Below are 14,042 nucleotides of genomic sequence, written 5' to 3'. Positions count from 1 at the left end.
CGTTGATGACTACCACTCCCTCTCACACCGTATCGCGCGGCGGCGCACGTTCCATGGCTCAGGTATCTCTGTTCGCCGCCCTGATGGCCGTGATGGGCCTGATTCCCAAGATCGACCTGCCGTTCGGCGTGCCCATCACCATCCAGTCGCTGGGCGTGATGCTGGCAGGCGTCATGCTCGGGCCCTGGCGCGGCCTGCAGTCCATGGCGCTGTTTCTCGCGGCCGTGGCCGTGGGCCTGCCCCTGCTGTCTGGCGGTCGTGGCGGCATCGGAGTCTTCATGGCACCGTCTGCCGGCTATCTGATCGGCTATATGCTGGCCGCCGGCATTGCTGGCGCCATCATGGCTGCCCTGCCGCAGAGCACGCCGCGTCGCACGGCGCTGAGCGCCTTCATCGCCTCCTTGATCGGCGGCCTGCTGTGCCTGCATGCCTTTGGCGTGCTGGGCCTGATGCTGATGGCCAAGATGAGCCTGAGTCAGGCCTTTGCCGTGACGCTGGCCTTTGTGCCCGGCGACTTCATCAAATGTGTTCTCTGCGCCATCATCGTCCACACCGTGGCGCGCGGAATGCCTGACTGGCGTTTTGGCGGTCGCCGGTGAACGCGCTGTCTGCCGCGGCACCGCTGCAGGGCTTCTGGCAGCTGGTTCATGGCCCGCTAGCCCATTGGGCGCGGCACCGGCCCGATATGGTGGCCCTGCAGAGCGAAGCCGGTTCCTGGACCTTTGGCGAGCTGCATGCCGAGGTCGAGCAGCGCTCGGCACGCCTAGTGGCGCAACGCGCACCGCAAATGCTGTTGCTGGATGCCGGCCGCTCCACGCTGGAGCGGCTGGTGGACTTTCTGGCCGTGATCCACAGCGGCCGCTGCGCGGCGGTCGCCGACCCCGACTGGCAACCGGCCGTGCGCCAGCGCATTGAAGGCTGGCTGCCCGAGCAGCCCTGCGAGCTGGAATCTGCCGCACCGACGGCGGCCTTCTATACCGGCTTTACCTCGGGCAGCACCGGCCTGCCCAAGGGCTTCAAGCGCCACCATCTGTCGTGGACGGAGAGCTTTCGCGTCGGGCTGCAGGATTTCGGCCCCGTCGTCGCCCAGCGCACGCTGGCACCGGGGCGCATCTCGCATTCGCTGTTTCTGTTCGGAGCCATGCAAGGCATCTGGTATGGCTGCGGCGCCGTCATGCAGGAGAAGTTCTCGGCCTCGCGCTGTCTTGCAACCCTGGCGCGCGGCGATACCCCCTGTCTTGTCGCCGTGCCCAGCCAGTTGCTGCTGATGCTGCAATGGGCGGAGCATAGACAGCTCGCACCGATTCCCGAAGTCGAGCTGATCACCATCAGCGGCGCGCGCTGGATGCGCGCCCACACACCAGCGCTGCGCGCCCTGTTCCCCAAGGCCCGCATCATCGAGTTCTACGGAGCCTCCGAGGCCAGTTTTGTCGCCTGGATGGATGCCGACGAAGCCAGCGGCCCGCAGGCCGTGGGCAGGCCATTCAGCAATGTAAAGCTATCCATTCGCCCCACCGGCAGCGATGCCGCAGAAAATGCGCTGGCCGAGCATGGCACCAGCCATGCCAGCGACGGCCTGATCTATATCCGCAGCCCCATGCTGTTCATGGACTATGTGGGCGACGCCCATGACGCCACGGCCGTGCTGCGCGACGGCGACTGGCTGTCCGTGCGCGACATGGGCCATATCGACGAACGCGGCATGCTGTGCCTGGCAGGCCGCCAGAGCCGCATGATCGTCACCCAGGGCAAGAACCTGTTTCCCGAGGAAGTGGAGAACCTGCTGGCCAGCCACCCCGCGATTGCCCAGGTCTCGCTGCACGGCCAGGCCGATGCGCTGCGCGGCCTGCAGGTACACGCGGTGCTGCAATGGAGGCCGCAGACCGAGGTGCCTTCGGCCCTGGAGCTGAACCAGTGGCTGCGCGAGCGCACCGAAGCCTTCAAGGTGCCGCGCCAGTGGTGGATCTGCGAGCATTGGCCGCAGACAGCCAGCGGCAAGACCGATCACGGCCAGCTGGCCCAGGCCCTGCGCGCCCGGATGACAGCGCCGACCGATGCCGGCATATCCCCTGCCCAGCTCCCCGCATTGCAGCCGTGGCAGAGTTGAGGCCCATGCCAAGCAAGACCCCCATCATTGCCTGGGCCCGCAGCCCGGTGGCTCCGATCGGCTCGGCCCTGGCTCGGCTCAGTCCCCATGAGCTGGGCCGGCCGCTGCTGCTGTCACTGCTGCAGCAAAGCGGCTTGCCGGCCCATGCCGTGGATGCGGTCGTCATCGGCAACGCCCTGGGCGCTGGCGGCAACCCGGCACGCATGCTGGCACTGGCCGCAGGCCTGCCAGACGGCTGCGCCGCGCACACCATCGATACCCAGTGCTGCTCCGGCCTGGATGCGGTGGCCATGGCCGTGGGTCTGCTGCAATCGGGTCAGGCCGAGGTGGTGATTGCCGGTGGCGTCGAGGCCTGGAGCCGCGCCCCCCTTCGCCAGACCCGCCCGCTGCTCCCCGACGAGCAACCCCAGGGCTACGAGCGCCCGCCATTTGCCCCCGATCCCGAGCGCGACCCCGATATGTTGCAATCAGCGGCCGACTATGCGCTCGCGCATGGCTTCAGCCGCAGCCAGCAGGAGCAGTATGCGCTGCTCAGCCACAGCCGGGCCCTGGCCACCCAGGCGCAACTCGCCCCGGAAATCGTGCCTGTGGCAGGGCTTGGGACCGACACCTATCCGCGTGCCCTCCAGCCCGCTCGTGCCGCGCGCATGCCGGTGGTGGCCCAGGGCTGCAGCCAAGCCGCCAGTCCCGGCGATATCGCCGCCCATGCGCTCAGTGCGCTGACCATCTCGGCCAAGGCCGATGGCGCGGCCCTGCTTTTGCTGGCCACGCCCGAGGCCTGCGCCCGCTGGAATCTGCAACCCCGCGCACAATGGCTGGCCAGCGCCAGCGTGGGCGCCGCGCCGGAAACACCGCTGCTGGCCGCCATTGCGGCAGCGCAGATGGCGCTGGCCCGAGGCAGCCAGGCGCTGGCCGGGCCGCACAGGCCGCAGTTGCTGGCGCGGGAGCTGTCGGCCATCGAACTGCACGACGCCTTTGCCGTGCAAGGCCTGGCCTTTTGCGCCGCCATGGGCCTGGCCCCCGAGCAGATCAACAGCGCAGGCGGCGGCCTGGCGCGCGGCCACCCGATAGGCGCGTCAGGCGCGATCGCGCTGGTTCGCTGCCTGGCACAGCTTGAGCATCAGGCCCAGTCATCGACACCCGAGGCCGCACTCGGCCTGGCGGCCATTGCCGGAGCCGGCGGCATCGGCGCAGCAACCCTGGTGCAATGGCTGCAAGCCGCTCCCTGAATTCATTTTTGATAGCTATCAACACATGTCCAGCAACGGTTCAGTCGCAAAAAAATCTGAAGGCTTCGACTTGCCTGCAGGCATGGCACTGATGCAGCAGCGCCGCTCCATACGTGCTTTCCTGCCCGATGTCGTGCCTGATGCCCTGCTGCAGCAGTTGCTGCTGACGGCGCGCCAGGCGCCCAGCGGCGGTAATCTGCAGCCGGGCCAGCTGATCGCAGTGCGCGGCAAGCTGCGCGAGCAGCTGACTGCCGCCCTGCTGCAAGACGTTGAAAGCCAGGTGCCCGAATGCGAGGATTACGCCTACTTTCCGCGCCCCATGCCCATGCAGCTGCGCAAGCGTCAGGTGGCTTCGGCCCAGGCGCTTTACGGCGCCCTGGGCGTGGCGCGCGACGACCGCGCCGGGCGCGAAGCGCAGTTTGCGCGCAACTACCGCTTCTTCGATGCGCCCGTAGCGCTGGTCGTCACCATCGACGCCCATTACGGTCCCGGCGGCTATATGGATCTGGGCATGACGCTCTACGGCCTGCAACTGGCGGCCGCCGCCATGGGCCTGGGCAGTTGCGCCATCGGTGCCCTGGCCTCCTACCCTGCCACCGTGCGCCGCGTGCTGGGCCTGACCGAGAGCAAGCACATCGTCTGCGGCCTGGCCCTGGGATGGCCCGACGAGACCGCTCCCGTCAACCAGACCCAGACCACGCGTGCACCGCTGGCTGAATGGTTTCAGGTCATGGAATAAGCAAAAAACAATAGCTGCCAGCGCCAGTGATTAAATGGTTTTCCATAGAAAGAAGCGAAAATCAATGTGCAGCCAGCGCAGGCAGCTATCAACAAGAGAGCAAAAAAGCGCTGCAGGTGCAGCGCTTAGTTCAATGCCCTCAGTCAGGCATGCCCCATCAAAGAGACAGCCAGCAAGCGCCGCCGCGCAGCAATGCTGTCGTCCCCCTCAGGGGGAAGCCGCAAAACGGCTCAGGGGGAGCTTCTAGAACGCCGGGAAGACCGAGCCCTTGAATTCCTTGTCGATGAACTGGCGCACCTCATCGGAGTGATAGGACTTGATCAGCTGGGCGACCCAGGGCTGATTCTTGTCGGCATCGCGCACCACCATGATGTTCACATAGGGGTTCTTGGCCGACTCCAGCGCAATCGCATCCTTCTTGGGGTTCAGACCAGCCGAGATCGCGAAGTTGGTGTTGACGGTGGAGGCATCCAGATCGTCCAGCGAACGTGGCAGCTGGGCCGCATCCAGCTCGACGAACTTGAGCTTCTTGGGGTTGGACACCACATCCAAGGGCGTCGCCTTCAGGCCAGCACCCTCCTTGAGCTTAATCAGACCCTGGGTCTGCAGCAGCAGCAGCGCGCGGCCGCCATTGGTGGGGTCGTTGGGGAGGCCGAACTTGGCGCCGGTGGGGAGCTCGGACAAAGCCTTGATCTTCTTGGAGTAGATGCCGATAGGGAAATTCACCGTGTCGGCCACCCAGCTGATTTTGTATCCACGATCCTTGAGCTGAGCATCCAGATAGGGGCGGTGCTGGTAGCTGTTGGCATCCAGGTCGCCTGCGGCCAGCGCCGCATTGGGCTGGACATAGTCGCCGAACTCGATGACCTTGAGGTTCAAGCCATTCTTGGCTGCAACCTTTTTGACCACTTCCATGATCTGCGCGTGAGGGCCGGCGGTCACGCCGATCTTGATGGTCTTGTCCTGGGCCTGGGCTGCAAAACCCAAGGTGGCCGCAGCAGCCACGGCCAATGTGGTGCGCAAAAGCGAGCGCTTGTTCAACATGCAGATTCCTTATGCGGAAGATTGAGAGTGGCTAAGACTGTAGCGTCAGTTTCATGTGCCGGAGCGCTGTTTCTTAGACAGATTGCTCAGATGCAAACTACAGATTGGCAATGCAAGCCTTCACGGGTTGGAATGCGGCAACCCAAGCGCCCACAAAAAAGCCCGCTCCTTCACGGTGGCGGGCTTGTCTGCATGCGCAGGCTGTCAAAGATCGGACATCGTGGGTGCTGCCAGCACCTGCTGGGCCACTACGTCAAGCACAGCATGGGACTCATCCTGCCTGTCGATCCAGACCTTGGGCGTGAAGCTGCCGCGCAAGGCAATCGCATCGCCTTCGGAGAGACTGCGCAGCACGGCGCAGGGTGCGTTGTCGAAAGCGACGATATTCACTGGAATCGAGGAGCCGTCGCCTGCATTGGCTCGCATGCGGGCCACCATATAGGGGCGGCGGTTGCGGTCTACGCGACTCTCGGGGATGCCGGTCAGTCGGCCGGTAATCAAACCATCCATCATTTGCTGTTATCTACCCAGAAAAAATCATGGCCGCCCTTGAGCAAGAGCGGCCTTTCAAAAAATCTTGAACCTGCATTTTAGGGCGGCGCCTGTTTCCAGGCAGCGCCCCTTTTCTTAATTTTTTGTAATGTACGGCACGGCTCAGCGATGGCTCAGACGGCGCACGGCCCAGTCGCCCAGGCTTTGAATGGCTTGCACAAAGAAGATCAGGATGATCACCACGACCAGCATCACGTCGGGCAAGAAGCGCTGGTAGCCGTAGCGAATACCCAGGTCGCCCAGGCCACCACCGCCGATGGCGCCCGCCATGGCCGAGTAGCCAGTCAGGCTGACGAAGCTGATGGTCAGACCCGCGACGATGCCAGGCAGCGCCTCGGGCAGCAACACCTTCCATACGATCTGGCCGGTGGTCGCGCCCATGGACTGGGCCGCCTCGATCAGGCCGCCATCGACCTCGCGCAAGGCAGTCTCCACCAGACGGGCCACAAACGGCGCCGCCGCAATCGTCAACGGCACCACGGCCGCCCAGGTGCCGATGGAGGAGCCCGTGATCAAACGCGTCAGCGGAATGATGGCCACCAGCAAGATGATGAAGGGGGTGGAGCGCAGCGCATTCACGATCCAGCCGACAACCTTGTTGGCCGGGCCGTTCTGCAAAATGCCGCCATGGTCGGTCAGGCGCAGGAAAACGCCCAGCGGAATACCGATCAGGCCGCCGATCAGGCCCGAGATGCCGACCATGATCAGCGTCTCCCAGAAGGAATCCAGCAGCAGCTGGAGCATCATTTCGGAAAAATTCTCAAACATCGCTCTCAATCCTTGCTGGACACGATCTGCACTTGCACACCGCTGGCACGCAGGTGCTCCACGGCCGCGTCAATCTTGGCGGCCTCGCCGCTGGCGTACACCGCCAGCGAACCAAAGGTCTGCTCCTGGATCTCGTCGATCTGGCCGTGCAGAATCGACAGATCCAGACCCAGCTCGCGAATCAGGTGCGAGAGAATCGGCTGATAGGCGCTCTCGCCTGCATAGGACAGGCGCAGCAGCTGGCCTTGCTGACCGGGCTGCAACTGGGCGGCCAGCTGGTTCACGCGCTTCATCACCGACTCAGGCAGTTGCTGGGGCACGATTTCGTCGATCAGGCTCTTGGTGATCGTCTTCTGAGGGCGGGTGAAGACATCGATCACGGGCCCCAGCTCGGCGATCTCGCCACCGTCGATCACGGCCACGCGGTCGGCGATCTGCTTGATCACCAGCATCTGGTGGGTGATCAGCACCACGGTCACGCCCAGCTCGCGGTTGACCTTGCGCAGCAGATCCAGAATCGAGCGCGTGGTTTCGGGGTCCAGTGCCGAAGTGGCTTCGTCGCTGAGCAGCACCTTGGGATTGCTGGCCAGCGCCCGGGCAATGCCCACGCGCTGTTTCTGGCCACCGGAAATCTGGGCCGGATAGCGGTCGGCCAGATGATCCAGGCCCACCAGCTCCAGCAGCGGCGTCACGCGCTGGTAAATCTCGTCCTTGGAAATACCGGCCAGCTCCAGCGGCAGCGCCACGTTGTCATACACGGTGCGGGACGACAGCAGATTGAAGTGCTGGAACACCATGCCGATGTCGCGGCGCGCGGCGCGCAGCTCGCCGTCGGACAGCTGCATGAGATCGCGTCCGTTGACGATGACCTTGCCTTCCGTGGGGCGGTTGAGCAGATTCAGGCAACGCACCAGCGAGCTTTTGCCCGCGCCGGAGCGGCCGATGATGCCGAACACCTCGCCCGAGGCGATTTCCAGATTGATGCCACGCAAGGCGTGCACCGGGCCCTTGGGGCCTTGGTATGTCAGGGATAAATCCCGAATTTCTATCATGAAGAATATCGCGAATCACGCATGAATAATGCGTTTGACGCTATAAAAAGTGATTGATCCCATCCCAGCTGCAGCGCTGCCGGGCAGCGGGCAATGCAGGCCCTCGTTCTGGTAGATGCCGGCAGATCAGGCCAGCCTACTTTTAGTAGTAACCCTCAATAATGCCTGAGTCTAGGCAAACCTGAGAGCAACTGGGACAAGTGAATTCACTTATGGCGCCGCCAGCACGCCATCCAACGCAGGCCTTGCCCGGGCCTGCCCCCACTGGCGGCATGGCACTGCAAGCCTTAGCATGCTTGCATCTGCCCCAGGTTTTCTCTGCCGCCCTATGCAGCCGCCTCCCCTGCCCATCCGTGTTGAATGCCCACCCGGCGCCTGCGACTGCCGGCGCGAGCAGTTGCTGAGCACGCCGGACGCGGATCTGCGCATTCTGCAGCTCACGCGCGAGGAAGAGAAAAAGCTGCTGCAGCGCCTGGAGAGCATCAGCAGCCTGGTCGATCTCGAGCATATGCAGCAGCGCATTCACGCGCTCCTGGGTCTGGAGATACGCATCACCCCCGGCAACAACGAGGTGCGCACCATGCGCGGCATCCAGATCGACCTCGGCGACCTGCCAGGTCTATGCCGCAAAACGCGTCAGAGCATTCCCGCCGCGATCCGCAAGGGGCTGGAGCGCAAGCCCGAGATTGCCTGGGCCCTGCTGGATGCGCATGACCTGTTTGGCATGTCCGGCAGCTGATTCCAGCGCCGGCCAGGCCTGACAACAAAGCAGACACTTCGCCACCTGGGTCTTCAGACAACGCTAGTCCTTGCGGCCTACGTCGCCCGGCCCATGGGGGCCTTTCGCCTTCAAAAGCAACACGCCCGATATCCCTCGAGCGCATTTTCATCTTGGTTTTCCCGAGGTCGGATGCCGCAGGTTTTCCCTTACCCGAGCGAGTCAACCCAGGGCTGGAGCGGCAGCCTGTCTCTGAGGTGACTTCGCTAGGCCTTAGGGGCTAGTCCAAACGAGCGATGGTGAGCCGCAAGGCTCGCTTGAACATTGAATTCATCGACAGGCGCCAAGTCAGCGACTAGCTGACCTGGACTAGACCTTGGCCCGATTCGCGGGCAGATCGATAGTGCAAATGCTGCACACATACATCTTTGAGGATTCGTGATGGAAAGCAATGTGAGCTACCGCGCCCTGATCGCGCTGGCCGTGACCAGTGTCATGGCTGGAGCAGCCGCCGCCAAAGGCAGCCCCGAAGAAATCGAAAAGCTGGGCAAGTCCTTGACCTGTATCGGTGCCGAAAAAGCCGGCACCGCCAGCGGCGTGCCCGAATACACGGGCAAATGGCTGGGAACGCCGCCGGGAATTCAGTACACCCCGCATACGGGCCAGCACCCGGTGGACCCCTATGCCAGTGAAAAGCCTCTGTTCTCCATCACAGCCGAGAATGTCGCCAAGTACGCCGCCAATCTGACCGAAGGCCAGAAGGCCATGTTTGCGCGCTACCCCAAGACTTTCAGCATTCCCGTCTATCCGGGTCACCGCGACTTCCGCTATCCGGACTTTGCCTGTGCCTCGGCCAAAGCCAATGCGCAGAACGCCGTGATCAGCGCCGACGGAATGGGTGCCGACAACGCGGTCAAAGGGGCAATACCCTTTCCCTTCCCCAAGACCGGCATGGAACTGGCCTTCAACAACCTGTTTCCGCTGCGCTCGTTCACCGAACACACGCTGCGCGACAACGCCTACGTGATGCAGGATGGCTCCACCGTCTTTGGCCGCGCCGACAACCGCAGCATGAGCTTGCTGAACTCCCCCGAGCAGGCAGGCAAGCCGCTGGAAGGCACCATGGCCCAGGGCATGAATGCGGTCAAGCTGCCCGAGCGCGAAAAAGGCGGGGTCAGCGTCAGCCGGGAGCCTGTCAACTTCGGCAAGGACAAGCGCCTGGGCTGGAGCTATGACCCGGGCACACGCCGGGTGCGCCAGATTCCCGAGTACGGTTTTGACCAGCCCATGGGGGGCGGCGTGGGCGCCAAGATGACGATTGATTCCGACCGTCTCTTCAATGGTTCGCCCGAGCGCTACAACTGGAAGAATCTGGGCAAGAAGGAAATCTACATTCCCGCCAACGCGTACAAGATTCACGCCAATACCGTGAAGTACGCCGACCTGCTCAAGCCCGGCCATGCCAACCCCGACTACATGCGCTACGAACTGCGCCGCGTCTGGGTGCTGGAAGCCACGCTCAAGGAAGGTTATCGCCATCTCTACGGCAAGCGCGTGCTTTTCCTTGACGAAGACACCGGCCACGCCGTGATGAGCGACTTCTACGATGCACGCGGCAATCTGTGGCAGCAAGGCCTCATCAATTACTACTACGCGTTCGACTCCAACGCCTGGCATGCAGGCACGGCCTTCTACCACGACCTGATCGGCGGTGGCTATGTGGCCTACAACCTGTTCCAGGAACGCCCCAAGGGTCCCGTGCTCAACAAGGGAGACATGAACCCCTCCATGTTCACCCCTGAAGCCACGCGCAACGCCGGCACCTGAGCGACTGCCACCTCCATGAGCCGCTGACACACGCTGCATGCGGTGCTCGCGGCAAAAAGGCCTGGGCCGGGATGAAGAAAGCACCGGCCCCGGTCATCACCACCACCACACCATTTCAATCACATGTCAAAGTTGAACCGCGCCGGGCTGCGCGCCATGGCGGCTGCTGCATTGTGCCTTTGCCTGGGCATGGCCCATGCCCAGACGCCCGCTGCCACCGAAGACCAGGCTCTGGACAGCCTGATCCGCGAGGCCATGCTCTATGCCTACCCCTATCAGGAATTCATGAAAATGCGGCATGAAGCCCTGGAGGTCAAGGACTCTGCCACCGCCACCACGCTCAACCACTTCCGCCACTCACGCCACCTGGCCACGCCCAAGGACCGCTGGGCCAACGGCCCGATTCGCGACACCTTCTACTCCACCGCCTGGCTGGATCTCGAAAAGTCTCCCCTGGTGCTGTCCCTGCCCGAAACGCATGGCCGCTACTACGTGATCGCCATGATCGGCGCAGACCTCAACACCTTCTCCTACGTCGGCCGGCGCATTGGCGGCACCAAGGCACGCAAGGTGGCCCTGGTCGGCCCGCGCTGGAGCGGCAAGATTCCGCAGGTCGACCAGATCGTGCGCGCGCCTACGCGTGATGTCTATCTGAATCTGCGCGTACTGGTCACCGGTGAAGATGACCTCAAGAGCGCCCATGCAGTACAGGATGGGTTTCGCATGGAGCCTGTGCTCAGAGCCGACGCCGACAGTCCGCAACTCAAGCCGCAAGCCCAGGACTGGAGTCGCTTTGTCGATGTGAGCAACGAGGCCCTGGCACGCAACCCTCCGCCCGGTACGGAACAAGCACTGCTGCAGCGCTTTGCCAGCGTGGGCATCTGCGGCAAGGCCTGCAGCTGGGACAAGCTGCCCGAGGCCGTGCAGCAGCGCTGGCTGAGCCTGGCACCCGAGATCGAGAAGAACGAACTCAAGAATCGCCTGAATGCCGACCGCAAGACGGCTGACCCCAGGCGCAGAAACGGCTGGACCCCTTATCGCCTGCCTGACGGCTTTGGCAGCAACTACGCCATGCGTGCCCAGTCGGCTGCCATGTCGGGCGGCATCCTGGGCCTGGAGGCCGCAGAGGCCACCTATTTCGCGGCCAGTGTGGACGGCAACAATCAGGCGCTCGGCAAGGGACAGGCTTACCGCCTGCATCTGCCCCAAGGCCGTCTGCCCGCAGATGCCTTCTGGTCCATCTCTCTTTATGAATTCGTGACCGGAGGCCAGTACATGGTGGACAACCCCATCAACCGCTACTCCATTGGCGACCGCACCAGGGGCATGAAGTTCAACGCCGACGGCAGCCTGGACATCTGGTTGCAGCCCACGGACCCGGGCCCAGAAAAGCGCGCCAACTGGCTGCCCACGCCCGAGAAGAACCTGTTCTATCTGATGGCCCGCGCCTACCAGCCCTGGCCCGAGGTGCTGGATCCTTCGTGGATTCTGGAGCCCGTGCAACGGATCAACGCCCAATGAATGCAGCAATGTCCAACATGAAGAAAATATTTCGGCTCTCGCGATACGCCTTTGCCACGGCCCTGGCACTGAGCCAGTTCGGTACGGGCACGGCCAACGCCCACGATCAGGATGACCGCGGGGGCTCGGGAGCGAAAAGCCCCGCTGTGCTTGCCGCCCGCGCCCAGGTGTTCAAGGCCAATCCGCAGATGGTCAGGTCCATCATGGAAGGCGGTGGCTTTGGCACCGAGCTGTCGTATGCAGTGGCCAACAGCATGTACAGCCGAACCGACCAGAACGCCATCGCAGAGGCCCGAGCCAGACTCAGGGTAGAGGCCGTGGCTCCGCGTACCTGGCTGCTGCGCTTTCCCATCGTCAATGTGGTGGTCTTCGAGACCGATGAAGGCCTGGTTCTGGTCGATAGCGGCTACGCCCCGGCAGGCCCGGCCTTGGCCGAGACGCTGAAGAAGCTCAGCCACAAGCCGCTGCACACCGTCATCCTCACGCACTTTCATGCCGACCACGCCTTTGGCGCCTGGGCATTGATGGACCAGAAGCCGCGTGTAGTGACCGAGCAGCGCTTCATCGCCCAGATGGAGCTGGACATGCGCAGCAACGGTCTGATCGCGCGCAACAACCAGCAAAGCGTGGCCGATGTGCCGCGCACCTGGGCCGATGCAGTGCGCCCCACAGAGACCTTCCAGGACAAGACCACGCTCACCATAGGCGGCGAAGACTTTGTGCTGACCCATGCGCGCGGCGAAACCGAAGACCAGATCTGGGTCGCAGTGCCCGGCCGCAAGATCGTGGCCAGCGCGGATTACTTCCAGGGCTTTTTGCCCAATGCAGGCAACGGCAAGCGCCGCCAGCGCTACCCCGAGGAGTGGGCCCAGGCCCTGCGCGACATGGCTGCACTCAAACCCGAGCTGCTGCTGCCTGCGCATGGCCCGGCCATCACCAAGCCCGGGGAAATTCAGGACCGACTGCCCGCCCAGGCCCAGATGCTGGACAGCATCTCCAGGCAAGTGGTGGCTGGCCTCAACAGCGGCGAGCGCCGTGATCTGGTGATTGACAAAATCACACTGCCGCCGGAGCTGGCCCGGCGAAGCGATGCACGCGAGCTCTATGTCTCGGCCAAGGATATCGGCCGCATGGTGGTCAGCGAGTACAGCGGCTGGTGGGACGATATTCCATCGCACTGGCGCCCGGCGCCCCTGGCCAATGAGGCCAAAGAAATCGTGCAGCTAGCCGGCGGTGCCAGGCCGGTGATTCAGCGTGCAGTGGCGCTGGCAGACAGCAATCCGGAGCTGGCCTCTCATCTGGCCGACTGGGCCTGGTATGCAGACAGCGATGACCCCGAGGTGGCTCAAGGCGCACTGAAGGTCTATTCCGCACGTGTTGCCAAGCCTCTGCCCACGCAGGAAGTGCTGGTCTATGCCGAGCACATGGTGCGCCTGCAGCTCAAGCTCAATGAGCTGAACAGCACGCGCGCGGCCAGCGCCAGTCAGAGCAGCACAGCGCATTAATCACTGCTGTAGACCCTGCGGAAGCTGCCCATTCCTGGCAAAGGCATTGATGGGCAGCTGGATATAGATACGGCCATCATCCTGTGCAGGCGGCAGCTTGCCCGCCCGCACATTGACCTGGACCGAGGGCAGAATCAGCGTGGGCATCTCCAGCGTGGCGTCGCGTGCGGTGCGCATCTGCACGAACTCCGCCTCGCTGACGCCATCATGCACATGGATATTGCCGATGCGCTGGGCCTGCACCGTGGTCTGCCATTGCGGCTCTCGCCCAGCCGGCGGGTAGTCGTGACAGACCCAAATGCGGGTCTGCCCAGGTAGCTCCAGGATGCGCCGAATCGAACGATAGAGCGTCGCCGCATCGCCGCCGGGAAAGTCGGTGCGTGCCGTGCCCACATCGGGCATGAACAGGGTATCGCCCACAAACACGGCATCTTCCACACGATAGGCCATATCGGCCGGAGTATGGCCGGGCACATGCACGGCCAGCAACTCCAGCTGACCCAGCGGCAGACGTTCACCATCCTGCACCAGATGGTCGAACTGGCTGCCGTCGGGCAAGAAGCTGCGCTCGAAGTGATAGATCTTGCGAAACACGGCCTGCACATCACGGATATGGGCACCGATCGCCACCTTGCCACCCAGATGGTGACGAATATGCTGGGCCGCGGAAAGATGATCCGCATGGGCGTGAGTTTCCAGAATCCACTGCAGCTGCCAGCCATTGCCTCGCACATAGTCAATCAGCTTGTCCGCGGAGCGGCTGCTCAGGGTGCCGGATTTGGGCTCGAAATCCAGCACCGGGTCAATCACTGCGGCCTGACCACTGATCGTATCGGCCAGAACATAGCTCACGGTACCGGTCGCTGCATCAAAAAACGGCTCGATATGCATCACATTGGCTGACATGGCGACTCCTAAAACGATGTACCCGAAACACCGAAGCACATCAATCAATTTACTTTTTTATATAATATATGAAA

Annotated in this window: 13 protein-coding genes; 8 read left to right on the top strand and 5 right to left on the bottom strand. The window is 63.2% G+C overall.

What is annotated here, in order from left to right; genetic code table 11:
• Positions 1–5 precede the first annotated feature (5 nt).
• The 4 genes from CTR2_RS11020 to CTR2_RS11005 all read left to right on the top strand — a co-directional run bounded on the left by CTR2_RS11020 (position 6) and on the right by CTR2_RS11005 (position 4,075).
• Positions 6–599, top strand: coding sequence for a biotin transporter BioY (locus CTR2_RS11020; RefSeq protein WP_087084063.1), 594 nt, complete (start codon positions 6–8; stop codon positions 597–599).
• A complete protein-coding gene (locus tag CTR2_RS11015; protein WP_087084064.1) occupies positions 596–2,107 on the top strand; it encodes an AMP-binding protein in 1,512 nt (503 codons plus the stop codon). The genes CTR2_RS11020 and CTR2_RS11015 overlap by 4 nt, the downstream gene beginning before the upstream one ends.
• A 5-nt stretch (positions 2,108–2,112) precedes the next feature.
• The gene (locus tag CTR2_RS11010) at positions 2,113–3,336 is read left to right on the top strand and encodes an acetyl-CoA C-acyltransferase (RefSeq protein ID WP_087084065.1); all 1,224 of its coding nucleotides are present in this window, start codon (positions 2,113–2,115) and stop codon (positions 3,334–3,336) included.
• A gap of 82 nt (positions 3,337–3,418) precedes the next feature.
• The gene (locus CTR2_RS11005; RefSeq protein ID WP_140401051.1) at positions 3,419–4,075 is read left to right on the top strand and encodes a nitroreductase; all 657 of its coding nucleotides are present in this window, start codon (positions 3,419–3,421) and stop codon (positions 4,073–4,075) included.
• A 243-nt stretch (positions 4,076–4,318) separates the two neighbouring features.
• On the opposite strand, the gene CTR2_RS11000 is transcribed toward CTR2_RS11005, so the two are convergent.
• From CTR2_RS11000 to CTR2_RS10985, 4 genes are all read right to left on the bottom strand, one after another.
• Entirely contained in the window at positions 4,319–5,119 is an 801-nt protein-coding gene (locus CTR2_RS11000; RefSeq protein ID WP_012838141.1) for a MetQ/NlpA family ABC transporter substrate-binding protein, read from the bottom strand.
• A gap of 204 nt (positions 5,120–5,323) precedes the next feature.
• Positions 5,324–5,632 (bottom strand): single stranded DNA-binding domain-containing protein, encoded by a 309-nt coding sequence (locus CTR2_RS10995; RefSeq protein ID WP_012838140.1) that lies wholly within the window; start codon positions 5,630–5,632, stop codon positions 5,324–5,326.
• Between the two features lie 141 nt (positions 5,633–5,773).
• A complete protein-coding gene (locus CTR2_RS10990) occupies positions 5,774–6,439 on the bottom strand; it encodes a methionine ABC transporter permease (protein WP_003055731.1) in 666 nt (221 codons plus the stop codon).
• 5 nt (positions 6,440–6,444) lie between these two features.
• Positions 6,445–7,491: a methionine ABC transporter ATP-binding protein gene (locus tag CTR2_RS10985; RefSeq protein ID WP_087084067.1), complete on the bottom strand. Its 1,047-nt coding sequence runs from the start codon at positions 7,489–7,491 to the stop codon at positions 6,445–6,447.
• A gap of 328 nt (positions 7,492–7,819) precedes the next feature.
• Here CTR2_RS10985 and CTR2_RS10980 point away from each other — a divergent pair, with 328 nt between their 5' ends.
• The 4 genes from CTR2_RS10980 to CTR2_RS10965 all read left to right on the top strand — a co-directional run bounded on the left by CTR2_RS10980 (position 7,820) and on the right by CTR2_RS10965 (position 13,062).
• On the top strand, positions 7,820–8,230 hold the full coding sequence (locus CTR2_RS10980; RefSeq protein ID WP_087084068.1) for a hypothetical protein: 411 nt from the start codon (positions 7,820–7,822) through the stop codon (positions 8,228–8,230).
• Positions 8,231–8,650: 420 nt separating this feature from the next.
• Positions 8,651–10,036, top strand: coding sequence for a DUF1329 domain-containing protein (locus CTR2_RS10975; protein WP_087084069.1), 1,386 nt, complete (start codon positions 8,651–8,653; stop codon positions 10,034–10,036).
• Between the two features lie 123 nt (positions 10,037–10,159).
• A complete protein-coding gene (locus CTR2_RS10970; protein ID WP_087084070.1) occupies positions 10,160–11,557 on the top strand; it encodes a DUF1254 domain-containing protein in 1,398 nt (465 codons plus the stop codon).
• 17 nt (positions 11,558–11,574) lie between these two features.
• Positions 11,575–13,062 (top strand): MBL fold metallo-hydrolase, encoded by a 1,488-nt coding sequence (locus CTR2_RS10965; RefSeq protein WP_254913378.1) that lies wholly within the window; start codon positions 11,575–11,577, stop codon positions 13,060–13,062.
• Here CTR2_RS10965 and CTR2_RS10960 read toward each other — a convergent pair whose 3' ends face one another.
• Entirely contained in the window at positions 13,063–13,968 is a 906-nt protein-coding gene (locus CTR2_RS10960; protein ID WP_087084072.1) for an MBL fold metallo-hydrolase, read from the bottom strand. It lies immediately after the preceding gene.
• Positions 13,969–14,042: the final 74 nt, after the last annotated feature.

The organism is Comamonas thiooxydans, from assembly GCF_002157685.2.
In the GTDB taxonomy this organism is placed as follows: Bacteria; Pseudomonadota; Gammaproteobacteria; order Burkholderiales; family Burkholderiaceae_C; genus Comamonas; species Comamonas testosteroni_H.
This window is presented reverse-complemented; position numbering and strand designations above follow the sequence as displayed.